Origin of the sequence: Caldimonas caldifontis, from assembly GCF_002930615.1 — a bacterium.
Lineage (GTDB): Bacteria > Pseudomonadota > Gammaproteobacteria > Burkholderiales > Burkholderiaceae_C > Caldimonas > Caldimonas caldifontis.
Genome location: NZ_PSNX01000016.1, coordinates 31,137 through 53,814 on the forward strand (window position 1 = coordinate 31,137; position 22,678 = coordinate 53,814).

The 22,678-nt window shown below is 69.6% G+C and carries 22 protein-coding genes and 1 pseudogene; 16 read left to right on the top strand and 7 right to left on the bottom strand.

The features are described from left to right. Nucleotides 1-35: 35 nt before the first annotated feature. Nucleotides 36-1,130 (bottom strand): phospholipase A, encoded by a 1,095-nt coding sequence (locus tag C1704_RS15905; protein ID WP_245876522.1) that lies wholly within the window; start codon nucleotides 1,128-1,130, stop codon nucleotides 36-38. Nucleotides 1,131-1,326: 196 nt separating this feature from the next. Between C1704_RS15905 and C1704_RS15910 the strand changes: the two genes are divergently transcribed. Genes C1704_RS15910 through C1704_RS15920 form a run of 3 tightly spaced genes read left to right on the top strand, consistent with a single transcriptional unit; the run spans nucleotide 1,327 to nucleotide 3,092 of the window. Further along, nucleotides 1,327-1,878, top strand: coding sequence for a cytochrome b (locus C1704_RS15910; protein WP_104303782.1), 552 nt, complete (start codon nucleotides 1,327-1,329; stop codon nucleotides 1,876-1,878). 21 nt (nucleotides 1,879-1,899) lie between these two features. After that, nucleotides 1,900-2,466, top strand: coding sequence for a YceI family protein (locus C1704_RS15915; protein WP_104303721.1), 567 nt, complete (start codon nucleotides 1,900-1,902; stop codon nucleotides 2,464-2,466). Between the two features lie 44 nt (nucleotides 2,467-2,510). Then, nucleotides 2,511-3,092 carry a YceI family protein gene (locus C1704_RS15920; RefSeq protein ID WP_104303722.1) on the top strand — a complete coding sequence of 194 codons (582 nt, stop codon included), beginning with the start codon at nucleotides 2,511-2,513 and terminating at the stop codon, nucleotides 3,090-3,092. Nucleotides 3,093-3,161: 69 nt separating this feature from the next. Here C1704_RS15920 and C1704_RS15925 read toward each other — a convergent pair whose 3' ends face one another. Next, a complete protein-coding gene (locus C1704_RS15925; RefSeq protein WP_104303723.1) occupies nucleotides 3,162-4,115 on the bottom strand; it encodes an arsenic resistance protein in 954 nt (317 codons plus the stop codon). Then, nucleotides 4,112-4,495 carry a winged helix-turn-helix domain-containing protein gene (locus C1704_RS15930; RefSeq protein WP_104303724.1) on the bottom strand — a complete coding sequence of 128 codons (384 nt, stop codon included), beginning with the start codon at nucleotides 4,493-4,495 and terminating at the stop codon, nucleotides 4,112-4,114. The genes C1704_RS15925 and C1704_RS15930 overlap by 4 nt, the downstream gene beginning before the upstream one ends. 84 nt (nucleotides 4,496-4,579) lie before the next feature. Between C1704_RS15930 and modA the strand changes: the two genes are divergently transcribed. The 3 genes from modA to C1704_RS15945 are packed head-to-tail and all read left to right on the top strand — an operon-like array spanning nucleotide 4,580 to nucleotide 7,147. Continuing rightward, nucleotides 4,580-5,353, top strand: a complete 774-nt coding sequence (modA, locus tag C1704_RS15935; RefSeq protein WP_104303725.1) for a molybdate ABC transporter substrate-binding protein — start codon at nucleotides 4,580-4,582, stop codon at nucleotides 5,351-5,353. Nucleotides 5,354-5,360: 7 nt separating this feature from the next. Beyond that, on the top strand, nucleotides 5,361-6,026 hold the full coding sequence (gene modB / locus C1704_RS15940) for a molybdate ABC transporter permease subunit (protein WP_104303726.1): 666 nt from the start codon (nucleotides 5,361-5,363) through the stop codon (nucleotides 6,024-6,026). Continuing rightward, a complete protein-coding gene (locus tag C1704_RS15945) occupies nucleotides 6,023-7,147 on the top strand; it encodes an ABC transporter ATP-binding protein (RefSeq protein WP_211286952.1) in 1,125 nt (374 codons plus the stop codon). The genes modB and C1704_RS15945 overlap by 4 nt, the downstream gene beginning before the upstream one ends. Here the strand turns inward: C1704_RS15945 and C1704_RS15950 are convergent. From C1704_RS15950 to C1704_RS15960, 3 genes are read right to left on the bottom strand one after another with little or no spacing between them, the layout of a single operon-like run. Then, the gene (locus C1704_RS15950; protein WP_104303727.1) at nucleotides 7,144-7,908 is read right to left on the bottom strand and encodes a YoaK family protein; all 765 of its coding nucleotides are present in this window, start codon (nucleotides 7,906-7,908) and stop codon (nucleotides 7,144-7,146) included. The genes C1704_RS15945 and C1704_RS15950 overlap by 4 nt on opposite strands. After that, on the bottom strand, nucleotides 7,871-8,602 hold the full coding sequence (locus C1704_RS15955) for a phosphatase PAP2 family protein (RefSeq protein WP_170064721.1): 732 nt from the start codon (nucleotides 8,600-8,602) through the stop codon (nucleotides 7,871-7,873). Before C1704_RS15955 ends, C1704_RS15950 begins: the two co-directional genes overlap by 38 nt. Further along, entirely contained in the window at nucleotides 8,599-10,209 is a 1,611-nt protein-coding gene (locus tag C1704_RS15960; RefSeq protein ID WP_245876523.1) for a phosphoethanolamine transferase, read from the bottom strand. Before C1704_RS15960 ends, C1704_RS15955 begins: the two co-directional genes overlap by 4 nt. Nucleotides 10,210-10,367: 158 nt before the next feature. Between C1704_RS15960 and C1704_RS15965 the strand changes: the two are divergent. The 8 genes and pseudogenes from C1704_RS15965 to C1704_RS16000 all read left to right on the top strand — a co-directional run. Next, nucleotides 10,368-11,405: pseudogene (locus tag C1704_RS15965) on the top strand (ExeA family protein); the annotation flags it as partial. 21 nt (nucleotides 11,406-11,426) lie between these two features. Then, nucleotides 11,427-12,191: a general secretion pathway protein GspB gene (locus C1704_RS15970; RefSeq protein ID WP_104303731.1), complete on the top strand. Its 765-nt coding sequence runs from the start codon at nucleotides 11,427-11,429 to the stop codon at nucleotides 12,189-12,191. A gap of 19 nt (nucleotides 12,192-12,210) precedes the next feature. Further along, a complete protein-coding gene (locus C1704_RS15975) occupies nucleotides 12,211-13,428 on the top strand; it encodes an MFS transporter (RefSeq protein WP_245876524.1) in 1,218 nt (405 codons plus the stop codon). Further along, the gene (locus C1704_RS15980) at nucleotides 13,428-13,913 is read left to right on the top strand and encodes a CreA family protein (protein WP_419186812.1); all 486 of its coding nucleotides are present in this window, start codon (nucleotides 13,428-13,430) and stop codon (nucleotides 13,911-13,913) included. The genes C1704_RS15975 and C1704_RS15980 overlap by 1 nt, the downstream gene beginning before the upstream one ends. A 5-nt stretch (nucleotides 13,914-13,918) precedes the next feature. Further along, complete coding sequence (locus tag C1704_RS15985) at nucleotides 13,919-14,878, top strand: MrcB family domain-containing protein (protein WP_104303733.1); 960 nt, start codon at nucleotides 13,919-13,921, stop codon at nucleotides 14,876-14,878. A 115-nt stretch (nucleotides 14,879-14,993) separates the two neighbouring features. After that, nucleotides 14,994-15,467 carry a Spy/CpxP family protein refolding chaperone gene (locus tag C1704_RS15990; RefSeq protein ID WP_104303734.1) on the top strand — a complete coding sequence of 158 codons (474 nt, stop codon included), beginning with the start codon at nucleotides 14,994-14,996 and terminating at the stop codon, nucleotides 15,465-15,467. A 20-nt stretch (nucleotides 15,468-15,487) separates the two neighbouring features. Next, complete coding sequence (locus C1704_RS15995; protein ID WP_104303785.1) at nucleotides 15,488-16,147, top strand: response regulator transcription factor; 660 nt, start codon at nucleotides 15,488-15,490, stop codon at nucleotides 16,145-16,147. Next, complete coding sequence (locus C1704_RS16000) at nucleotides 16,144-17,484, top strand: sensor histidine kinase (protein WP_104303735.1); 1,341 nt, start codon at nucleotides 16,144-16,146, stop codon at nucleotides 17,482-17,484. Before C1704_RS15995 ends, C1704_RS16000 begins: the two co-directional genes overlap by 4 nt. A 13-nt stretch (nucleotides 17,485-17,497) precedes the next feature. Here C1704_RS16000 and C1704_RS16005 read toward each other — a convergent pair whose 3' ends face one another. After that, nucleotides 17,498-17,992 (bottom strand): pilin, encoded by a 495-nt coding sequence (locus tag C1704_RS16005; protein ID WP_104303736.1) that lies wholly within the window; start codon nucleotides 17,990-17,992, stop codon nucleotides 17,498-17,500. A gap of 82 nt (nucleotides 17,993-18,074) precedes the next feature. Here C1704_RS16005 and C1704_RS16010 point away from each other — a divergent pair, with 82 nt between their 5' ends. Together C1704_RS16010 and fdhF are read left to right on the top strand one after the other, a co-directional pair. Further along, nucleotides 18,075-19,784 carry an NADH-ubiquinone oxidoreductase-F iron-sulfur binding region domain-containing protein gene (locus C1704_RS16010; protein WP_104303737.1) on the top strand — a complete coding sequence of 570 codons (1,710 nt, stop codon included), beginning with the start codon at nucleotides 18,075-18,077 and terminating at the stop codon, nucleotides 19,782-19,784. After that, the gene (gene fdhF, locus C1704_RS16015; protein WP_104303738.1) at nucleotides 19,781-22,561 is read left to right on the top strand and encodes a formate dehydrogenase subunit alpha; all 2,781 of its coding nucleotides are present in this window, start codon (nucleotides 19,781-19,783) and stop codon (nucleotides 22,559-22,561) included. The genes C1704_RS16010 and fdhF overlap by 4 nt, the downstream gene beginning before the upstream one ends. Nucleotides 22,562-22,678: the final 117 nt, after the last annotated feature.

The window sequence follows — 22,678 nt, forward strand, 5'->3', positions numbered from 1 at the left end:
TTGCGGGGTGCGCATCGGAAATCCCCCGAGTCAGGTCAGAACTCGAACAGCGTGAGCCCCAGGCCCACGCTGGTCTGGCGCACGTTGTAGTCGAGCAGGGTCTCGCCGTAGCCGTGGAAGACCTGGACGTACCATCGCAGACCGCGTGGGTTCGAAGGGTCCACCGGGTAGGTCCAGTCGAACTGCAGCGCCCCGCGATCGAAGTCGCGGAAGGTGGTACGGTACAGCAGCGAGGCCGTGGCACGGCCCGGCACCCAGGTCAGGGCCAGGTCGCCCCGGCCGCGGTAACGGGTGAGGTCGGGGTTGTCGTCGTCGGACGCTGATTCGGGCAGGCGGCGCAGCACCCGCGCCAGCAGGCTCACGTCGCCGCGCTCGAAGCCGGCGCCCAGGTAGACGCGGTTCCACGAGCGAGAAAGCGGCTCGGCCTGGCCGTTGGACTGGTGGGCCAGGCCGAGCTGGGCCATGCGCCATTGCCAGCCCCAGGGCAGGGCCCGCAGCGGCCCGGGCACCGGCGTCACATAGATCAGCTCGGGCTCGTAGTCGGTGCTGCGAAAGGGGGCGGATTCACCCGGATTCCACACCTGCCACAGCGACTGCTGGGTGAAGCCGAACCACAGATCGCCGTCGGGCAGCAGCAGGCTCTGGGCGATCTTGGTGCGGATCGACAGCTGCAGCTTGGCCCCCAGGTGCTTGTACTCGGGCAGGTCGGCCGGGCTGTCCCGCGTCGGGCTGCGTGGGCTCTGGTTGACCCGGCTGGTGTGGTGCAGGGGCAGCAGGAAGTTGGGGCGGTAGGTCTGGAAGCGGAAGGTGCCGCGCTTGTCGGCACGCTCGAGCTCCCAGTAGCGCGACCACAGGCCGGTGTCGGGGCGGGCCGTCTCTGCGGCCGATGGCTCGGCCGCCCGGGCCGGGGCCTCCGCCGCAGCTGCCACCGGAGCCCCCTTCGGGCGTCCGGCCAGGCGGTCATAGCAGGTCAGGCGCTCACGGTCATCCTCCTGGGCGGCACACACGGCAAGCTCCCTGGACAGGGCATCCGCCGGTGTCTGCGGGGTATCGGCGCACGCCAGGGTCGGACCGAGGATCATCAGGCCGGCCAGGACAGTGCAAGGTCTGAAGAGGTTCGGGCTGCGCATGAGGCGAGATTGTCGCTGGGGACGGTGACGGCGGTGGGGCGGTCACCAGCGGTTTCAAAGCCTTCGAACGAAGGCGTGAAGAAGGATGAACCTGCGGCCCGTATCGGCCTCTATGCTTCAATCCTGTTGTCTGGCCCCGTGCTGCCTGCGTGCTGTCGGCGCCCCGGCGCGGCCCCTCCCTATGACGAGCACCTCCATGCCACGTCCCTCCGACCGCTACACCGCCACCGCCGTGGCACTGCACTGGCTGCTGGCGCTGGCCATCGTCGGCATGTTCGCGCTGGGGCTTTACATGACGAGCCTGTCGATGTCACCGACGCGGCTCAAGCTCTACAACTGGCACAAGTGGGCCGGCATCCTCGTCCTCGCCCTGTCGGCCGCGCGGCTGCTGTGGCGCCTGACCCACCGTCCGCCCGAACTGCCCGGCGCCATCGTGCGCCACATGCCGGCCTGGCAACGCCTGGCCCACCAGGCCACCCACGCCGGCCTGTACCTGCTCTTTTTCGCCGTGCCGCTGGTGGGCTGGGCCTACAGCTCGGCGGCGGGCTTTCCCATCGTGCTGTTCGGGGTACTCCCGCTGCCCGACTTCGTGCCCGTGAACCGCGAACTGGCCGAGGCCCTGAAACCCTGGCACGGTTGGCTGGCCTACGCCTTGGCCGCGCTGGTGGTGCTGCACGTGCTGGGCGCGCTGAAGCACCAGTTTGTGGACCGAGACGGCCTGCTCTGGCGCATGTGGTTCGGCCGTTGACTCCTTGTGGAAAGGACCCCGATGATCAAGACACTGACCGCTTCGGTGCTGGCCGCCGGCCTGCTGATGGCAGCCCCTGCCTTTGCGCAGCAAAAGCTCGTGCCCGCCCAGAGCGAAATCGCCTTCACCAGCCGACAGCTCGGCGTGCCGGTGGACGGCCGCTTCAAGCGCTTCGATGCCCAGGTGACCTTCGACCCGAAGAAGCCCGAGGCCGCGAAGATCGGCTTCACCGTTGAGCTCGGCAGCGCCACGCTCGGCTCGGCTGAAGTGGAGGCCGAACTCGTCAAGCCGGAATGGTTCAACACCCCGAAGTTCCCCCAGGCCACCTTCACCTCGCGCAGCGTGAAGGCCCTGGGCGGCGGCAAGTTCGAGGTGGCCGGCCAGCTCAGCATCAAGGGCACCGCGCGCGACGTGGTGGTGCCCGTGGCCCTCACGCAGGCCGGTGGCACCACCACCGCCACCGGCCAGTTCACGCTGCAGCGCCTGGCCTTCAAGATCGGTGACGGCGAATGGGCCGACACCTCGATGGTGGCCAACGATGTGCAGGTGCGCTTCAAGCTTGCGCTGACCGGCGTGCCCGCCCTGTGACACCCTCCCCGCTTTCCTTCACGACCCCTCAACCAGGAGAACCCATGCACAAGTCCCTGATTGCCGCCTCCCTCGCCACTGCGATGCTGGCCGTGTCCTTCGGCGCCCAGGCCCAGTCGGCCACCTACGCCATCGACCCGACGCACACCTTCGTGACCTTCGAGATCGACCACCTGGGCATCAGCACCAACCGGGGCCGCTTCGACAAGAAGGAAGGCAGCGTGCAGCTCGACCGCGCCGGCAAGGCAGGCAAGGTGGAACTGACCATCGAGACCGGCTCCATCAATACCGGCGTGGCCCAGTTCAACCGCCATCTGCAGAGCAAGGACTTCTTCAACAGCGAGGAGTTTCCGACCGCCAAATTCGTGGGCGACAAGTTCGGCTTCGACGGCGACAAGGTCACCGAAGTGGCGGGCACGCTCACGCTGCTGGGCAAGACCCACCCGGTGGTGCTTAAGGCCAAGCGCTTCAATTGCACCGAGCACCCCATGCTCAAGCGTGAAGTCTGCGGCGGTGACTTCGAAGCCACCATCGCCCGCAGCCAGTGGGGCATGAACTGGGGCCTGGATCGAGGCTTCCAGGACAACGTCCGTCTGGTGATCCAGGTCGAAGCCGTCAAGCAGTAAGGACCGCCGACCTCCACGCAACGCCCCCGCCGGGGGCGTTGCATGGGCGCGTCCGGCGCAGCAGCTGCTTCAGCGCGGAAAGAGGCGCCTGGGCACCGCCCACACGTAGGCCACCATCCCCAGCAGCTCCACCAGCGACTGCGCCACGATGACCACGGCCACGACTTCCCACCCCGCCGGCAGGGCCAGGGCCAGCGGCAACACCACGAAGGAGTTGCGCGTGCCCAGGCTGAAGGCCAGGGTGCGGCCCTGCTCGGGCGGCAGGCCCAGCGCATGGGCCAGGGCCTTGGCCAGCGCGGCCGCCAGCACAAGGAACAGCACGAACAGGGGCAGCACGGCCCCCAGCGCCGGCCAGGCCTGCCGCACGGCGCCCACCTGGGCCGCGGCGATCAGGAAGACCACCACCGCCAGCAGCGGCACCGGCCACCAGGCCATCGCCTCGCGCACCCGCTCGGCGCGGGGGTGGCTCTCCATCCATCGCTCGGCCAGGGCGGCCAGCGCCAGCGGCACCACCACGATCAGCACCGCCGGCGCCAGCGCCGCGGCTTCCCATGCCCCCAGGCTGCTGGCATCGGCCATCGCCCACAGATAGACAGGCAGCAGCAACAGCTGCAGCACCAGGTTCAGCGGTGTCACCGCGATCGCGCGGGGCACGTCACCGCGGCCGAGCTGGCTGAAGGTGATGAACCAGTCGGTGCAAGGCACGAGCAGCACCAGCAGCACCCCCAGGCGGGTAGCCGCGTCCAGATCGAAGGCCTCCACCAGGGCCCAGGCCAGCAGTGGAACGGCGACGAAGTTACCCAGCAGCGTTGCCAACGCGAACCGCCCGTCACGCAGGGCGTCACGCACGTGCAGCAGGGGAATCTGCAAGAAGGTGGCCAGCAGCAGCAGTGCCACCACCGGCCACAACAGCGACTCCAGGGTCGGGCCCAGCGCGGGCCACACGCTGCCCACCACCAGCCCCCATCCGATGGCAGCAAGGTAGATCCAGACCTGATGCCGCTCCAGCGACAGGCGACTCATGAGGCCTCACCCGTTTCCTGCCGGATCAGCGCCATCAGGGCCGGCAAGCGCTTGAGCATGGCGCGGTGGGCATCGGCCTCGATGCCACGGTACAGCGCCAGCACCTGGTGCCCCATGGGGGTGAGCTGCGCCCCGCCGCCGGCGGAACCACCGCGTTGCGTGGCCACCAAGGGCTCCACGAAGTCGCGGTTCATCGCCTGCACCAGCGACCACGCGCGTTGGTAGCTCATGCCCAGCCGACGCCCCGCTTCTGCGAGGGACCCTGTCTCGGCGATGGCTTGCAGCACGTCGGCCTTGCCCGGGCCAATGGCCACGGCGTGCTTGACCTGCACCCGGAATCGGGCGCTGGCGTTCGGCTGGTGGGGACGGATGGACGTCATGGCGAACCGGGTTCAAGGGGATATCGTTATACTCTCTCATCGATATCGTTGATCATATATATCGAATCCACTGGAGGCATCCCGATGCGGCGTGCATTGACTCGTTTTCTGTTCGCGGCTCTTTTTGCGACAGCCCCTGCCGCCTGGGCCCAGACGCTGCCCACCCTGGCGGCCGCCTCAGACCTGAAGTTTGCCGTCGAAGAGGTGGCTGCCCAGTTCGAACGCGACACCGGCCACCGGCTGCGCCTGGTGTTCGGGTCTTCGGGCAACTTCTACGCCCAGATCCTGCAGGGCGCTCCCTTCCAGATGTTCATGTCGGCCGACGAGGACTTCGTCTACAAGCTGGCCGATGCCGGCAAGACGCGTGATCGCGGACGGCTGTATGCCGTGGGCCGCATCGGTATCATGGTGCCGCATGGCTCCCCCCTGAAGGCCGATGGGCAGTTGCAGGACCTCGCCGCCGCGCTCAAGGACGGCCGTGTCAAACGCTTTGCCATCGCCAACCCCGAGCATGCCCCTTATGGCGCCCGCGCGAAGGAGGCGCTCCAGCACGCCGGACTGTGGGCCAGCATCGAGCCGCGCCTGGTGTACGGCGAGAACATCTCCCAGACTGCGCAGTTCGCCACCTCCGGTTCGGCCCAAGGTGGCATCATCGCCTTGTCGCTCGCGCTGGCGCCGTCGGTGGCTCGGCTGGGCCAGTTCGAGCTCATCCCGCAGGAATGGCATCAGCCCTTGCGGCAGCGCATGGTGCTGCTGAAGGATGCCCCTCCCGCGCTCGTCGCCTTCTATGACTACCTCAGCCAACCGAGTGCCCAGACGATCATGAAGCGCTACGGCTTCGAGATGCCCAGGGAGTGAGCCGGCTTTGGACTGGGAGGCCCTGCTTCTTTCGCTGGAACTGGCCGCCGCGACCCTGGCCGTGCTGCTGCCGCTGGGGCTGTGGCTGGGCCGCTGGCTGGCGCGCACGCGTATCGGCATCAAGGCCTGGATCGAAGCCGTGGTGGTGTTGCCGCTGGTGCTGCCGCCCACCGTGCTGGGCTACTACCTGCTGGTCTCTCTGGGTGGGGCCTCGCCGCTGGGCCGCTTCCTGGCCGAGCACTTCGACCTGCGCCTGACCTTCAACTTCGCCGGCCTGCTGATCGCCTCGGTGGTGTTCAACATCCCCTTCATGGTCCAGCCGGTGCAGCGCGCCTTCGAGGCCATCCCGCGCAACCTGGCCGAAGCGGCCGCGGTGAGCGGCCTGTCGGGCTGGCAGACCTTCTGGCGCATCGAGCTGCCGCTGGCCTGGCCAGGCGTGCTCTCGGCCATGGTGCTGACCTTCGTGCACACCCTGGGCGAGTTCGGTGTGGTGCTGATGGTGGGCGGCAGCATCCCCGGCGAAACCAAGACCATCGCCATCTCCATCTATGACCGCGTGCAGGCCTTCGACCTGCACAGCGCCGACCAGATGGCCCTGGTGCTGCTGCTGTTCTCGCTGGGCGCGGTGGCGGCCTCCTTCTTCGCCTCGGCGCGGCTGGTGGTGAAGCGGTGAGCCAGGACCTGTTCGTCGACATCGCGCAGTCGCACCCGATGCCTTTGCACGGTCGCTTTGGCTGCGCCGCCGGTGAGTTGACCGCGCTGGTGGGCCCCTCGGGCGCCGGCAAAACCTCGATGCTGCGCGTGCTGGCCGGCCTGATGCGCCCGACCCACGGCCGCGTGCAGGTGGGCAACGAGGTCTGGTGCGACACCACCGCCGGTGTGTTCCGCCCCGCCCAGGCTCGCCACGTGGGTCTGGTGTTCCAGCACTACGCGCTCATGCCGCACCTCGACGCGGTGGACAACGTGGCCTTGTCGCTGCTGCATCTGCCGCGCGCGCAGCGGCGCGCAGCGGCGCAGCAATGGCTGGCCCACGTGCGGCTTGAAGCCGAGCACCACCACCGTCGCCCGGCGGGCCTGTCAGGCGGGCAGCAGCAGCGGGTGGCCGTTGCCCGCGCCCTGGCGCGCGAGCCGCGGCTGCTGCTGCTGGATGAGCCCTTCTCGGCCGTCGATCAGATGAACCGCCAGGGCTTGTACACCCTGCTGGCCGACCTGAGGCGCGAGCTGTCCATCCCCATCGTGCTGGTCACCCACGACCTGCAGGAAGCCCGGTTGCTGGCCGACCAGCTGGTGGTGCTGGACGCCGGCCGTGTGCTCCAGCAAGGCAGCCCCGCCGCCATCCACCGCGCCCCGCGCAACGCCCGGGTGGCCGACCTGGTGGGGCTGCAGAACCGCTTCGAAGGCGAGTGGCTGGGCCCGGCCGATGCCCCCGGCTGGGGCTGGTTGCGCTGGCAGGCACCCGGTGCGGCGCGGGGCCAGGGCCCCCGCCTGCGCGTGCGCGACAAAGGCAAGATCACGGCCGGCCAAGCCGTGCACTGGGTGATCAGCAGCGAAGGCCTGCACCTGCTCGACCCCCACGCCGCCGGCCCCGACGCCTGGCGAGCCACCGTGCGCGAAGCGCGCCACCTCGGCGAAATCAGCCTCGTGGTATGCGAACTGGCCGACCTGCCCGGCGTGAGCCTCAAGCTCAGCGTGGCCGGCCCGCGCCGTGTGGGCCTGGAGCCCGGCACGGTGCTGGGCGTGCGGCTCGATCCGGAGCTGGTGCACGTGATGCCCTTTCGGGCCGCCGCCGGCTAGGACGCTTTGCCGGCAGCGCCCAGGCCGCGCAGATCATCCAGCACGGGCAGCAACGCCATCACCACCAGCAGCGCGGCAAACGGCACCGCCGCGCTGAAGCCCAGCGACTTGAAGGCTGCCGCACCGACGACCCCACCGCCCAGGAAGGCCACCAGCACCGCCGCATGCACCTTCAGCCGATCACGGTTGGCGCGCACGAAATGCTGCGCGTTGGCCTGTTCGGAGCGGTTCCAGTAGATCAGCCGGCCCAGTTCGATGCCCAGGTCGGTGATGATGCCTGTCATGTGCGTGGTGCGGATCTCGGCTTTCGAAATTTTCGTGACCACGGCGTTCTGCAGGCCCATCACGAAACACAGCAGCAGCACGGTGGCCGGCACCATCAGCCCCGTGTGCAGCGCGAGGTTGGCGCCAAGCAAACCGAACACCAGCAGCAAGACCGCTTCGAGCAAGAGCGAGAGCGCGTACTCGCTGTGCATCTGGCGACGTCGCGCCCAGTTGATCAGCACCGCGGTGAGGGCCGCCCCTGCAATGAAGGCGCCCACCGACACAAGCCCCCCCAGCACCAGCGTGATCTGCCCCAGCACCAGGTCGTCGGCGATGGCCGAGACGATCCCTGTCATGTGCGAGGTGTAGCGGTGCACCGCCAGGAACCCCCCGGCATTGATGCCGCCCGCCACGAAGGCAAGCAGCAGGCCGAGCTGCCGGTTGGCCTGCCGAGTTCGGTCACGTCCGGTCAATCGTCTGAGGAACTGCGCGGGCATGGCGCCATTGTGTGTCATGTCCCAGCACCTGCGGCCCCGCAGCAACCAGGCGAGGGGCCAGACCTGCGCAGGCCGCCCAGCACAGCCAGGCCGTCCACAGGTTGTGGCTCACGAAATGGGCGCCGCGCACCGTCTGTGCCAGGGAAACGAGCACGCCCGCCACCAGCACCGCACCGCCCCAGGCCACCGCCTTGCGCCGATCGTGCCGCCACCACAGCCACACGCCTGGCAGGAAGGCGAACGCCGAGGTGGCATGCCCCGCGGGAAAACAATGCCCCGGGCCGCCATCGCCACTGCCCGGCCACCACAGCGTCCAGTGAGACAGGTACTGGGCGGTGCCGCCAAAGAGCGCCAGATCCCAGGGGCAGCTGGCCAGGCTCAGCCGCTTCACGGCAGGCACCAGCAACAACAAGGTCACCGCCAGGCCCCAGGCGCGCCAGCGTTCGCTGCGGCTCGGGCCGACGGCCCGCTCACCCCTGCCAGCCGCCCAGAGCGCCCAGGCCGCGAGAGCAAAGCCGGACAACCAGCGCGCGTCGTCATGCAGGAGGTCGCGAAACACCCACTGACCACGCCCAGGGAACCCGTCGGCGGCGCCCACCGCGCGGGCCACCCACAGATCCCCACCACCAGCCTCCCACGCCAGGATGAAAAGCGCAGCCACCACCAGCGCGACCCATGCCCGCCGCCCGCTCATCGGACCTCCCCGGCCGCCGGCGCCGACGGCGGTTCCGGCCGGCAGCCGCCCGTCAGGTCCCATGCAGCGTCATGCAAGGCCGTTCCCACCCCGGTCAGCCCCAGCACGGTATGGAACAGATGATCATGCTGCACGGGTTGGCCGGCCTGTCCCGCCAGACAGGCCGTATCCAGACCCGATACCTGCGCGAAGCCCTGGGAGAACCACATCACCATCGGCACGCGGGTCTGCTCGGCCGGCGCAATGGCATACGGCAAACCGTGCAGGTACAGCCCGGACTCGCCCAGCGACTCGCCATGGTCGGACACGTAGAGCATCGCACTGTCCACCCGCCCGGCATGCGCGGCCAGGGTGTCGATCAGGCGGCTGAGCACATGGTCCGTGTAGAGCAGCGCGTTGTCGTAGGCATTGACGATGGCCTCACGCGAGCAGCGTTGCAGCTCATCCTCCCGGCATTCGGGTTGGAATTGGGCAAAGGCCTCGGGATAGCGGCGGAAGTAGGACGGCCCGTGGTTGCCCAGCATGTGCAGCACCAGCACCTGCCGCCCGTGCAGGCTTGTCAGCCGCTCGTCGAGCCCGGCCAGCAGCCCTTCGTCGAGGCAGCGCCCACCCTCGCACATCCCGGGGGGGTTCAGCTCGGCCACCGTGGTGGTGGGCAAACCCTCGCACACGCCCTTGCAGCCGGTCTGGTTGTCGATCCACTGCACGTCCACGCCGGCTCGCGCCAGCACATGCAGCAAGGATTCGCTGCGCCGGATGCGGGCTTCATCGTAATCACGCCGCCCCACCGGTGCGAACATGCACGGGACCGACACCTCGGTGTTCGTGCCGCAACTGGTCACGTTGGTGAAGTTGATCACACCGCGCGCGGCCAGACCGGGCGTGGTCTGTCGCGGGTAGCCGTTCAGGCCCCAGTTGGCCGCACGCGCGGTTTCGCCCACCACCAGCACGAGGAGCTGGGGTCGCGCCGCCGCGGGGCGGATGCTGGCGGCGTCCAGGCCGATGGCCTGCCGCGGCCCGGCCGCCTCCTGAGCGTCGAACACCAGAACCCGGGCCGAGGACCAGACCGCCGCCGCCGGAACCAGCAGATAGCGCAACTCCTTGTGGTTGCGCATCAGCGAGGCCAGGGGCTGGAAGCTCATCAGCACCGCCAGCACCAGCACCCCCGCCGACCCCGCCACCAGCCCCGCACGCCAGGCCAGGGCGCGGCGCCAGGGGCGGGCCCGCACAGGGCACAGCGCCAGCACCAGCAGCGGCGGGCCGGCATGTACCAACAGGTGACCCGCCAGCGCCCACCCCAGCAGCTCGCGGGCCTCGGCCGGCTGTGTGTGCAGCACATTGCGCAGCATCGACGGGTCGAGATAGACGCCGTAGCGGTCGGCGTAGTAGCTCGACAGCGCCGCCACCACGGTCAGGAGCGCCGCCACGGGGCGCAAGGCCCGCCCGGGGGCCAGCACTGCCAGCAGCAGCATGTTCAGCCCGAGCACACCCACGCCCAGCGCCAGCTGCAGCGTCGTGGGCACCGGCGCCGCATGCTCGGCCACCAGGGCGAAGAAGCGGCCGTGCTCCATGACCAGCCACCACAGGCTCAGGCCGAGGATGAGCAACTCGGGGGGGAGGGACCAACGGGGAGAGGAGGTTTTCCCAGGGCGAAGAAGAGGTCGGGTCTGCAGACGCATTATGGCATTGCATCCGCGGCAGATGAAGCCTGCCTTAAGCGCCCCCCAATGACCGTCCGGCACCAAGCCCCGCTATCCTTCGCCCCATGTACGCGCAATTCTTCGGCCTGGCGCACGCGCCCTTCTCGATCGCGCCCGACCCGCGCTACCTCTACATGAGCGAGCGCCACCGCGAGGCCCTGGCGCACCTGCTCTACGGGGTGGGCGGTGGCGGGGGCTTCGTGCTGCTCACCGGCGAGATCGGCGCGGGCAAGACCACCGTGTGCCGCTGCTTCCTGGAGCGCATCCCCAAGCGCTGCAACGTGGCCTACATCTTCAACCCCAAGCTCACGGTCGAAGAACTGCTGCGCACCATCTGCGAAGAATTCCAGGTGCCCATCGAGCACCTCGGCACCGGCACCGCCACGCTCAAGGACCATGTCGATGCGCTGAACGCCTTCCTGCTGCGCATGCACTCGATCGGGCGCAACAACGTGCTCATCATCGACGAGGCCCAGAACCTGTCGCCCGACGTGCTGGAGCAGCTGCGCCTGCTCACCAACCTCGAAACCCACGAACGCAAGCTGCTGCAGATCATCCTCATCGGCCAGCCCGAGCTGCGCCGCATGCTGCGCCGGCCTGAACTCGAACAGCTCGCCCAGCGCGTGATCGCCCGCTACCACCTGCGCGCGCTCGACATGAAGGAAACCGCCGCCTACGTGCGCCACCGCATGGGCGTGGCGGGCCTCACCACCCCGCTGCCCTTCGACCGCGGTGCGCTCAAGCGCATCCACCAGCTCTCGCGCGGCGTGCCCAGGCGCATCAACCTGCTGTGCGACCGTGCGCTGCTGGGGGCCTTCGCCACATCCCAGGCCCGTGTGGATGCCGCCATCGTCGAACGTGCAGCCCACGAAGTCTTCGACGAGGAGGAGCCCTTCGACGAGCGCCCTCGCGGCTGGTGGCACGCGCTGCGCGCAGGCCGCCGCGGCCCGTGGCTGCCCGCCGCGGCCGCCCTGTCCGCTGGGCTGGGCCTGGCCGGCCTGGGCTACGCCGCCTGGACCCTGGCACGGCAGGATGCCCCCCCGGTCGCTGCAGCCGCCTTGCCCACCCCCGCGGCCCCCGCGCCCGCCGCCTCCACCCCGCCCTGACCGACAAGAGCCTCGCCCATGTCCTACATCCTCGATGCCCTGCGACGCGCCGACGCCCAGCGCGAGCGCGGCGCCGTGCCCGGGCTGGATAGCCAGCACATCGTCGTCGACGACCCCGACGGCGAACGCCCCCGCTCGCGCGCCGGCCTGTGGCTGGCCGTGGGCCTGGTGCTGGGCATCGCCGTGCCTGGCGTGGCCTACTGGATGGGCCGAAGCACCCCGGCCCCGATGCCGCCCGCCCCCCTGCCCGTAGCCGCGGCACCCGTGCCCGCGCCCGTCCTTGCGCCCGCCCCGGCCCCGGTGGAGGCGACACCACCTGCGCAGGCCGAAGCACCCACGCCTCCACCGCCGCCGCCCGCGCCACCACCAGCTCCGGCACCGCCTCCCCCACCCGCACCGCCGCCCCCGCCTCCTGTGCCCGCTCCGGCACCGATCCGCGCCCCGGCCCCGGCGCCCGCGCGGCCCGCCCCGGCACCTGCGCCCACCCCCGCAGCGGCGGTGGTGCCCGCCCCCGCGCCCCGCCCCGCCGCCGCACCCGTCCCGGCCCCGTCGGCCGCCGCCCCGCGCCTGCAGGATCTGCCCGACCACGTGCGCAGCCAACTGCCCCCGCAGTCACTCGGCGGCCTGATCTACTCGTCCACCCCGGCCGACCGCATCGCCATCGTCAACGGCCAGCCCTACCGCGAAGGCGACACCGTGGCCCGCGACCTGGTGGTGGAAGAAATCCTGCCCCGCGCCGCCGTGATGCGCTGGCGTGACCAGCGCTACCAGCTCACCTACTGACACCTCGCGAGGCATCCCCTTGACCCCGCCCGCCTCGCCCTCCGCCTTGCGCGAGATCCCACGCGGCATCTGGGTGCTGGGTTTCGTCTCGATGCTCATGGACATCTCGTCCGAGATGATCCACGCGCTGCTGCCCGTGTACCTTGTCACCGTGCTGGGCACCTCGGCCCTGGTGGTCGGTGTGATCGAAGGCATCGCTGAAGCCACCGCCTCGATCACCAAGGTGTTCTCGGGCGCCCTGTCTGACCGGCTCGGCCGCCGCAAGCAGCTCGCCGCCATCGGCTACGGCCTGGCCGCCGTCACCAAACCCGTCTTCCCCCTGGCGCCCACGGTGGGCTGGCTGGTGGCCGCGCGCTTTATCGACCGCGTGGGCAAGGGCATCCGCGGCGCCCCGCGCGACGCGCTGGTGGCCGACATCGCACCGCCCCACCTGCGCGGCGCAAGCTTCGGGCTGCGGCAGTCGCTCGACACCCTGGGCGCCTTCCTCGGCCCGCTGCTGGCCATCGGCCTGATGTGGTGGACCCAGGACGCCTTCCAGACGGTGTTCTGGTTCGCCGTGGTGCCGGCCTTCCTGGCCTTCGGCCTGATCGTGTTTGCCGTGAAGGAACCCGCGCACCCACCGGGCCACCGCTCCGTGCGCGCACCGCTGAGTCGCCGCGAACTGGCTCGCCTCGGCGGTGCCTACTGGTGGGTCGTGGCCGTGGGCGCCGTCTTCACCCTCGCGCGTTTCAGCGAAGCCTTCCTGGTGCTGCGCGCCCAGGAGGCCGGCCTCGCCCTCATGTGGGTGCCGGCGGTGCTGGTGGTGATGAACCTGGTGTACTCGGTGGCGGCCTACCCGGCTGGCGCTCTGTCCGACCGCGTGGGCCGCATCCGGCTGCTGGTGGCCGGGCTGGTCGTGCTGGTGGCCGCCGACCTCGCGCTGGCCTTCGTGCCGGGCCTGTGGGGCGTGGGGGTCGGCGTGGTGCTGTGGGGCCTGCACATGGCCTTCACCCAGGGGCTGCTGGCCACCCTGGTGGCCGACACCGCGCCCGCCGACCTGCGCGGCACCGCCTTCGGCTTCTTCAACCTCGTCACCGGCGTGGCCCTGCTGGCCGCCAGCGTCGTCGCCGGGCTGCTGTGGGACCAGCTCGGCTCCAGCGCCACCTTCCTGGCCGGCGCCGGCTTTGCACTGGTGGCCCTGGTGGGATTGGTGGCCTTGCAGGGGCGGCTGAACAGCAACCGGAGAATCACCCCATGATGCATTCCATACACTGCACCCTGGTCGTCCTGAGCACGGCACTTGTCGCTCTCCCGAGCCAGGCGCAGAAGATCGGCGAAGTCGACACCGTCTTCCAATGGCTCGGCCCCGACCACAAGATCGTCGTCGAAGCCTACGACGACCCCAAGGTGCCGGGCGTCACCTGCTACGTCTCGCGAGCCCGCACCGGCGGCATCAAGGGCGCGCTCGGCTTGGCCGAAGACCGCTCCGAAGCCTCCATCGAATGCCGCCAGGTGGGGCCCATCAACTTCAAGGAACCGCTGCCGCAGCAAGAGGACGTGTTCACCGAACGCATGTCCCTCCTCTTCAAGCGCTTGCATGTGGTGCGCATGGTCGACGTGCAGCGCAACACCCTCGTCTACCTCACCTACTCCGACCGCGTGATCGAAGGTTCGCCGCAGAACAGCGTGACGGCGGTGACGGTGGAGAGGGGGGTGAAGATTCCAGTGAAAGAGAGAAGGTAACTCGAATGAGCTTACGAACGGCGCTAAGCATCTTCGTCGAGGAGTATCCGAAGGCCGTCGAGCGGCCGTTCTCAGGAGATGCGCTGGCGGAGTTCATTCGACGCGACATCCCCCAAGCGCTCCAGAAAGTCATTGGACCAAACCCTCGGTATCTGATGCACGGCAGCCCAGGCCAAGGCAACTGGGCAAGGGCGCCTTGGGCGGCCATCTATGATCGATTCGTCACGGATAGCGCGCAAGACGGCTACTACGTGGTCTACCTGGTCAGAGAAGATTTCAAGGGAATTTACCTCTCCCTAAACCAGGGGGTAACGAGCACTCGAAAGCAGTACGGTGCTGAGGCCAAGTCAGCACTTCGGGTCCGTGCTGCCGACTTTCTCGCAAGACTCGGCTCCCAATCAGCCGGGCTGGTCACAGGCCAGATTGACCTGGCCTCGAGTGGTCCCGCCAATCTCAGCGCTTACTACGAGGCAGGCAACATTTGCTCCCTGCTCTACCCCAGCGATGGACTGCCTCAGGACGAGGTCCTTGAATCAGACCTTAGGCGATTTGTTGATCTCTACTTCTCTCTGGTCTCACGTGAGCCGCAGCTCTTTGAAAGGGCAGATGCAGAGGAAGACGAGGGCACGTTGGGTGATGAGGACCTGCGCAGGTTGCGAGAGCACAAGCGGGTAGAGAGAAACCGAAAGCTTGCCCTTCGCGCAAAGCAAGCTCACGGGTATGTTTGCAAGGCGTGCGGATTCGACTTCGAGGCGCGGTATGGCGTAATCGGGAAGTCCTTCATCGAGGCTCATCACCTCACGCCACTTTCGGAGTTCAAAGGGCAGAGATTGACGCTTGATCCGAAGAGGGACTTCACGGTGCTCTGCTCAAATTGCCATCGGATGATTCACCGCACGTCATTCGTCCACTCTGTCGAGGAGTTTCGCGCCGCCTACATCGCCAAAGATGCAGGCGCCTTCTGAGTGTCCACCGCCCCGAAACAATCCGAAAACTTCCGATACCGCCCCGAGATGCTCCTGCACGCTGCCTTGCGCACCATGGCGGCATGTTCAACGCCTTGTGCAAAAGGAGCCTCTCATGAAAACCTGGATTCGACGCACCCTCTTCGGCTTGCTGGGCACGGCCGCCCTCGTGGGCGGGCTGTCCGCCTGTGGCACCCGCGGCCATGAGCGGCAGGGTGGGTGGAGCGACGAGCGCGTGACCGAGATGCGCGGCAAGGCCATCGAGCGCATCGGCAGCAAGCTCGACCTGAACGATGCACAGAAGCAGAAGCTGGGCGTGCTGGCCGATGAGCTGATCGCGCAGCGCAAGGCCCTGCGGGGTGAGGGCAGCAACCCGCGCTCGCAGATGCAGGGGCTGATTGCCGGCACCACCTTCGACCGCGCCGGCGCCCAGCGGCTGGTGGACCAGAAGACGCAGGCCGTGCAGGCCGGGGCGCCGCGGGTGATTGCGGCGATGGCCGACTTCTACGACAGCCTCACGCCCGAGCAGCAGGCGAAGGTGCGCGAGCGCCTGGCCGAAGGGCGCCGCTGGGGCTGGGGCCGCGGCTGAGCTGAGCCACAATGCCGGCCATGGCGCGCATCCTGCTGATCGACGACGATGAACAGCTCGGTGCGCCCCTGGCCCAGTACTTCGCGCGCTTCGAGCTGGAACTGGTGCAGGCCACCCGCCCCAGCGAAGGCCTGGCCCTGCTGCGCGGCGGCGGTTTCGACGCCGCCCTGCTCGACGTGATGCTGCCCGAGATGGATGGCTTTGCGCTGTGCCGCGCCATCCGCCAGGACAGCGACATCCCCCTCCTGATGCTCACCGCCCGCGGTGAACTCACCGACCGCGTGGTGGGCCTGGAACTGGGCGCCGACGACTACCTGCCCAAGCCCTTCGAGCCGCGCGAGCTGGTGGCGCGCGTGCAGGCCATCCTGCGGCGGCGTCCGGCAGGCCACGCCGTCCCGGACGACGGTCTGCTGCGTTTCGACGGCCTGGTCGTCGACCCGGTGCGCCGCAGCGTGGTGCGCGACGGCGCCGAGGTGGACCTCACCGCCAGCGAGTTCGAGCTGCTGCTGATGCTGGCGCGCGAGCCGGGGCGCGTGTTCAGCCGTGACGACATCCTCATCTACACGCGCGCGGTGGACATCGTGGTGAGCCGCCTGCGCAAGAAGCTCGAGCCGCTGGAATGCATCAAGACTTTGCGCAACGCGGGCTACACGCTGGCGCTGCGGCGCACCCCCTCATGAACACCGAACGCTGGCACCAGCGCGCCGGGCGGCGGCTGCGCCACTCCATCCAGCTGCGCATGGTGCTGGTCTTCCTGCTGCTGGCCGCGGCCATGACCTTCGTGCTGGTGAGCGGTGCGCAGCGGGCGTTTTCAGTGGGCTGGCGCGAAGCGGCCCGGCCGATGCTGGCCGACTATGTGGACCGCCTCGCCAGCGAAGTGACTGCGGGCGGCGCCACCCCGCAGATCGAGCGGGCCGAAGCCCTGGTGCGCCGGCTGCCGATCACCGTGCGCATCGAAGGCCCCCGCGTGCAATGGGCCTCGCACGACGACACCACCCACCGCGACTGGGAAGACCGTCGGGACCGCCGCCGGCTCCACGACGGCCCCCCCTTGCTCGAACGTGTGACGGCCGACGGCCACCGGCTGTCCTTTGGCATTGACGAGGCCGTCTTCGAGCGCCGACCGCGGCTCATCGGCTATGCGCTGGCGGCCGTGCTGCTGATCACGGGGCTGGCCTGGCTGTATGTGCGCCGCCTCCTGCGTCCGCTGAACGACATCAGCGCCGGTGCGCGGCGCTTCGGCGCGGGCGACTTCGGCGAGCCCATCCCCGTACGCCACCCGCGCCGCCCCGACGAACTCGGCCAGCTCGCGTTGACCATCAACACCATGGGCCACGACATCCACCAGATGCTCGAGGCCAAGCGCGCCCTGCTGCTGGCCATCAGCCACGAGCTGCGCAGCCCGATCACACGCGCGCGGCTGAACGCCGAACTGCTGCCGGAAGACGGTGAGGTGCGTGCGCCGCGCGAGGCCCTGCTGCGCGACCTGCAGGAGATGGCCACGCTGGTGTCCGACCTGCTGGAAAGCGAACGCCTGGCCACGCGCCATGCCGCCTTGCAGCGCGAGCCCACCGACCTCGGCGCGCTGGTGGCCGAGGTGCTGCGCGAGCTGGGCGCCCGGCACGCGGGGGCCCCGCAGGTGACGGTGCATGTGCAGGGTGATCTGTCAGCGCTGCCGTTGGATGCCGCCCGCATCCGCCTGCTGCTGCGCAACCTGCTCGACAACGCCTTGCGCCATGGCGGCGATGCGGCCCGGCCGCCCGAACTACACCTGCGGCGCACGGCCGCCGGCGTGGAGATCGAGGTGCGCGACCACGGCCCCGGCGTGCCCGAGGCGCAGTTGCAGCAACTGGCCGAGGCCTTCTACCGCCCCGACAGCGCCCGCACGCGCACGGCAGGTGGCGTGGGCCTGGGGCTCTACCTGTGCCGCCTGGTCGCTCGGGCGCACGGCGGCACACTCACGCTGCGCAACGCCGAGCCGGGCCTGTCGGCGGTGGTGGTGCTGCCCGGGGCCTGACGCCTCCAGGCGCTCAGGGCGTGGCAGGCCCCTGGCAGTTCCGAGGCAGGAAGCGACGCTCGATGTCGGTGCGGTCGGCCCCACGCGCCACCATGGGCTCGGGTGGCGCGGCGTGGCCGCACACCCAGGCCACCGGCACCACCGGGGAGTCCTCCACCACGCCGGGGCGCAGGCTGAGCGTCTTGCCTCGCAGCGCGCCATTGGCCTGGTGACCAAAGACGATGTGCAAGGCGCCGTCTTCCACCGTGAGGCTGGCCACGTGGTTGCTGACGATGCGGTGGGGCTCAGGCAGGCCGGCGGCGGCGTTGTCGGCCGGCAGGGTGGCGGTGGTCCGCCAGGCCTGGGCGACGGGCGCCTTGGCGAAGTCGGCAAAGCGGGCGGCTTCCACGATCTGTTCGCGCACGAGCCGGCCCTGCATGGAGGGCATGGCCATCAGCGCGAGGATGGCGATCACGGCGAGCACGACCATCACTTCGATGAGGGTGAAGCCGCGGCGAAAAGGCATCATGGTGGCGAGTGCTTTCACGAGAAGACAGGGGCGATCTTAGAGCCTGCCCCGCGGCATCGAGCCGCGGCTTATGATCCCTGGCATGAACGCCAAGGTCATCCCCTTGCAGCCGGCGGGGGCCCCCAGCCGCGAGCGCAAGCGCCAGGCCCCGCGCGGGCGCCAGGTGGGTCCTGACGCCCTGCGCGAGGTGCAGGCCACGCTGAACCAGGTGCTGCCACGGCGCGACCAGCTCATCGAAGCCCTGCACGCCCTGCAGGACCGCTTCCACCAGCTGCGCACCGACCACCTCGCCGCCCTGGCGCAGTGGATGCGCCTGTCGCAGGCCGAGGTCTACGAAGTGGCGAGCTTCTATCACCACTTCGACGTGGTGCGCGAGAACGCTGATGGCGGCTTCGACGCCCCGCCGAAGCTGACGGTGCGCGTGTGCGACAGCCTCTCGTGCGAGATGGCGGGTGCGCGCGAGTTGATGACGAAGCTGCCCGCGCTGCTGGGCGCCGACGTGCGTGTGATGCCTGCGCCTTGTGTGGGCCGCTGCCACGAAGCGCCGGTGGCCGTGGTGCACCAACGGCAGATCGCCCACGCCACAGCACAGGCGGTGCAGGCGGCTGTCGCGCAAGGCTTGCTCCACGATGAGGTCCCGCAAGCCCCCGGCCTGGACACCTACCGCGCCCAGGGTGGCTATGCGCTGTTGCAGGCCTGCGTGAACGGCACCCGGCCCGTGGAAGACGTTCTGAAAGCCATGGAAGACTCGGGCCTGCGTGGCCTGGGGGGCGCCGGCTTTCCGGCCGGGCGCAAATGGCGCATCGTGCGCGAGCAGCCCGCCCCGCGGCTGATGGCGGTGAACATCGACGAAGGCGAGCCCGGCACCTTCAAGGACCGGCACTATCTGGAACGTGACCCGCACCGCTTCCTGGAAGGTGTGCTGATCGCCGCCTGGGCCGTGGGGGTGGAGGCCATCTACCTCTACCTGCGCGACGAATACCACGGCTGCCGCACGATGCTGACGCGCGAGCTCGCCGCCCTGCAGGCGAACCCGCCGGTGCCGTTGCCGCACATCGAGCTGCGCCGCGGTGCGGGCGCCTACATCTGCGGCGAAGAGTCGGCCATGATCGAATCCATCGAAGGCAGGCGGGGCCTGCCGCGGCTGCGCCCGCCCTATGTGGCCCAGGTGGGCCTGTTCGGCCGGCCGACGCTGGAGCACAACTTCGAGACGCTCTACTGGGTGCGCGACATCCTGGAGCGCGGGCCGCAGTGGTTCACTTCGCACGGCCGCCACGGCCGGCAGGGCTTGCGTTCGTTTTCCGTGTCGGGCCGCGTGAAGCAGCCGGGCGTCAAGCTCGCCCCCGCCGGCATCACGCTGCGCGAACTGATCGACGAACACTGCGGCGGCATGCTCGACGGCCACACGCTCTACGCCTACCTGCCCGGCGGCGCCTCGGGCGGCATCCTGCCCGCGCGGCTGGCCGATGTGCCACTCGACTTCGACACCCTGCAGCCCCACGGCTGCTTCATCGGCTCGGCCGCCATCATCGTGCTCTCGCAACACGACCGCGCGGTGGACGCGGCGCGCAACCTGATGCGCTTCTTCGAGGCCGAATCCTGTGGCCAGTGCACGCCCTGCCGCGTGGGCACCTCGAAAGCACGGGCCCTCATCGAAGCACCCCACTGGGACACCGCCTTGCTGGCCGAGTTGTCGCAGGTGATGCGCGACGCCTCGATCTGCGGCCTGGGCCAGGCGGCGCCGAATCCGGTCGATGGCGTGATCCGGTACTTCCCCGAGGAGCTCGCATGAGCGCCGTGATGCAGCCCGAGGTCGTCATCGACTTCACCCTCAACGGCCAGCCCGTGCGGGCCCGCTCCGGTGAGACCATCTGGTCCGTCGCGCAACGCCATGGCATCGAGATCCCCCACCTGTGCCACAAGGACGGCCTCAGCCCCGCCGGCAACTGCCGCGCCTGCATGGTGGAGGTGGACGGCGAACGGGTGCTGGCGCCCTCGTGCTGCCGCGCGCCCACGCCCGGCATGGTGGTGCGCAGCGACAGTGAACGTGCGGTGGCGGCTCAGAAGATGGTGGTCGAGCTGCTGCAGTCCGATCTGCCCGAGACACCTTACACCCGCCACAACGAGGTGGACGACTGGGCGATGAAGCTCGGTGTGGGCCGCCCGCGCTTCCCCTCGCGCGAGCAGCCGGCGCCCGATGCCTCACACCCCGCCATCGCCGTGAACCTGGACGCCTGCATCCAGTGCACCCGCTGCCTGCGCGCCTGCCGCGACGAGCAGGTGAACGACGTGATCGGCCTGGCCGGGCGCGGCGCACACGCGAGGATCGTCTTCGACATGGACGACGCCATGGGCGCCTCCACCTGCGTGGGCTGCGGCGAATGCGTGCAGGCCTGCCCCACCGGGGCGCTCAGCCCGGCCCAGGGCGTGGCCCTGGTGCAGGCCGATCGCACGGTGGATTCCGTCTGCCCCTATTGCGGCGTCGGGTGTGCGCTCACCTACCACGTCAAGGACAACCGCATCCTGCACGTCGAAGGCCGCGACGGCCCGGCCAACCAGGGGCGCCTGTGCGTGAAGGGGCGCTATGGCTTCGACTACGCGCATCATCCACACCGGCTGACGGTGCCCCTCGTCCGGCGCGAGGATGCGCCCAAGCAGGCCCACGCCACGCTCGATCCGGCGCGCTGGCAGGAGGTCTTCCGCGAAGCCAGCTGGGACGAAGCCCTGACGCTCGCCAGCAGCGGCCTGCGACGCATCCGCGACACCCAGGGCCCACGCGCGCTGGCCGGCTTCGGCTCGGCCAAGGGCAGCAACGAAGAGGCCTACCTCTTCCAGAAACTGGTGCGCACCGGTTTTCGCAGCCACAACGTCGACCATTGCACGCGGCTGTGCCACGCCTCGTCGGTGGCGGCGTTGCTTGAAGGCATCGGCTCGGGCGCGGTGTCGAACCCCGTGCGCGATGTGGCGCTGGCCGAGTTCGTGCTGGTGATCGGCGCCAACCCCACGGTCAACCACCCGGTGGCCGCCTCGTGGATCAAGAACGCGGTGCGCCAGGGCACGACACTCGTGGTGGCCGACCCGCGGCGCACGGAACTGTCCCGCCATGCCTGGCGCACCCTGCAGTTCCGCGCCGACACCGACGTGGCCCTGCTCAACGCCATGATGCATGTGATCGTGCACGAAGGCCTGGTGGACCCGGCCTTCATCGCGGCGCGCACGGTCGGCTACGAGGATCTCAAAGCCAACGTCGCGGCCTACAGCCCCGAAGCGATGGCGCCGGTGTGCGGCATCGACGCCGGCACCATCCGCGAGGTGGCGCGCGCCTATGCCACGGCCCGGGCCTCGATGATCCTCTGGGGCATGGGCATCAGCCAGCACGTGCACGGCACCGACAACGCCCGCTGCCTGATCGCGCTGGCCCTGATGACCGGCCAGATCGGCCGGCCCGGCACGGGGCTGCACCCCTTGCGCGGCCAGAACAACGTGCAGGGCGCGTCGGATGCGGGGCTGATCCCGATGATGTTCCCCGACTACCAGCGCGTGACCGATGCGCAGGCGCGCGCGAAGTTCGAGCAGCTCTGGGGCGTGCCGCTGGACGACCGGCCCGGCCTCACCGTGGTGGAGGTGATGGACGCGGCCCTGCGCGGCGAGGTGCGCGGCATGTACATCCTGGGCGAGAACCCCGCCATGAGTGACCCTGACGCCAACCACGCGCGTGAGGCCCTCGCCTCGCTGGAGCACCTCGTGGTGCAGGACATCTTCCTCACCGAAACCGCGGTCCTGGCCGATGTGGTGCTGCCGGCCTCGGCCTTCCCCGAAAAGACCGGCAGCTTCACCAACACCGACCGCCTGGTGCAACTCGGCCGCCAGGCGCTGCAGCCCCCCGGCCAGGCGCGCCAGGACTGGCTCATCCTCCAAGCGATGGCGCAGGGTCTGGGGCTGCAATGGCACTACGCCGACATCGGCGAGGTGTACGAAGAGATGCGCCAGTGCATGCCCAGCCTCGCGGGCCTGAGCTGGGCGCGCCTGCAGCGCGAAGGCGCCGTCGTGCACCCCTGTCCCGACGAGGACGCGCCTGGCGAAGCCGTGGTGTTCACCGACCACTTCCCCACCCCCACGGGCCGTGGCCGCTTCGTGCCGGTCGACATCGTGCCGGCCCACGAGCGACCCGACGCCGACTACCCCTTCGTGCTCATCACCGGCCGCCAGCTCGAACATTGGCACACCGGCAGCATGACGCGGCGCAGCGCGGTGCTCGACCAGCTCGAGCCCGACCCGGTGGCCTCGCTGCATCCGCTCGACCTCGAGCGCCTGGGCGTGCAGCCCGGCGGCGTGGTCACGCTGCGCTCGCGCCGCGGCGAAGTGGCGCTCTACGCCCGCGCCGACGATGGCACGCCGCCGGGCGCCGTTTTCGTGCCCTTCTGCTATGCCGAGGCGGCCATCAACAAGCTCACCAACCCTGCGCTCGATCCCGTCGGCAAGATCCCGGAGTTCAAGTACTGCGCGGTAAGCGTGCATGCCGGCGGCGCCCTGGATGCGCCCTGCGCGGTGCTCGGCACGAATGTGTGAGCACGCGTAACACAGGCGCCTTTCAGGCGCCGAACTTGCACCTCTGACAGCACAAGCGCAAACGCCTGCCCGCCGCCTGGCAGCGCCGTCGCGCCGTGACGTTTTCTGACAGACCTT

Excerpts from the sequence above, each read along its gene's own strand:
- C1704_RS15905 (WP_245876522.1), bottom strand. The coding sequence starts at position 1,130 with ATGCGCAGCCCGAACCTCTTCAGACCTTGCACTGTCCTGGCCGGCCTG.
- C1704_RS15910 (WP_104303782.1), top strand. The coding sequence starts at position 1,327 with ATGCCACGTCCCTCCGACCGCTACACCGCCACCGCCGTGGCACTGCAC.
- C1704_RS15915 (WP_104303721.1), top strand. The coding sequence starts at position 1,900 with ATGATCAAGACACTGACCGCTTCGGTGCTGGCCGCCGGCCTGCTGATG.
- C1704_RS15920 (WP_104303722.1), top strand. The coding sequence starts at position 2,511 with ATGCACAAGTCCCTGATTGCCGCCTCCCTCGCCACTGCGATGCTGGCC.
- C1704_RS15925 (WP_104303723.1), bottom strand. The coding sequence starts at position 4,115 with ATGAGTCGCCTGTCGCTGGAGCGGCATCAGGTCTGGATCTACCTTGCT.
- C1704_RS15930 (WP_104303724.1), bottom strand. The coding sequence starts at position 4,495 with ATGACGTCCATCCGTCCCCACCAGCCGAACGCCAGCGCCCGATTCCGG.
- modA (WP_104303725.1), top strand. The coding sequence starts at position 4,580 with ATGCGGCGTGCATTGACTCGTTTTCTGTTCGCGGCTCTTTTTGCGACA.
- C1704_RS15950 (WP_104303727.1), bottom strand. The coding sequence starts at position 7,908 with ATGCCCGCGCAGTTCCTCAGACGATTGACCGGACGTGACCGAACTCGG.
- C1704_RS15955 (WP_170064721.1), bottom strand. The coding sequence starts at position 8,602 with ATGAGCGGGCGGCGGGCATGGGTCGCGCTGGTGGTGGCTGCGCTTTTC.
- C1704_RS15970 (WP_104303731.1), top strand. The coding sequence starts at position 11,427 with ATGTCCTACATCCTCGATGCCCTGCGACGCGCCGACGCCCAGCGCGAG.
- C1704_RS15980 (WP_419186812.1), top strand. The coding sequence starts at position 13,428 with ATGCATTCCATACACTGCACCCTGGTCGTCCTGAGCACGGCACTTGTC.
- C1704_RS15985 (WP_104303733.1), top strand. The coding sequence starts at position 13,919 with ATGAGCTTACGAACGGCGCTAAGCATCTTCGTCGAGGAGTATCCGAAG.
- C1704_RS15990 (WP_104303734.1), top strand. The coding sequence starts at position 14,994 with ATGAAAACCTGGATTCGACGCACCCTCTTCGGCTTGCTGGGCACGGCC.
- C1704_RS15995 (WP_104303785.1), top strand. The coding sequence starts at position 15,488 with ATGGCGCGCATCCTGCTGATCGACGACGATGAACAGCTCGGTGCGCCC.
- C1704_RS16000 (WP_104303735.1), top strand. The coding sequence starts at position 16,144 with ATGAACACCGAACGCTGGCACCAGCGCGCCGGGCGGCGGCTGCGCCAC.
- C1704_RS16005 (WP_104303736.1), bottom strand. The coding sequence starts at position 17,992 with ATGATGCCTTTTCGCCGCGGCTTCACCCTCATCGAAGTGATGGTCGTG.
- C1704_RS16010 (WP_104303737.1), top strand. The coding sequence starts at position 18,075 with ATGAACGCCAAGGTCATCCCCTTGCAGCCGGCGGGGGCCCCCAGCCGC.
- fdhF (WP_104303738.1), top strand. The coding sequence starts at position 19,781 with ATGAGCGCCGTGATGCAGCCCGAGGTCGTCATCGACTTCACCCTCAAC.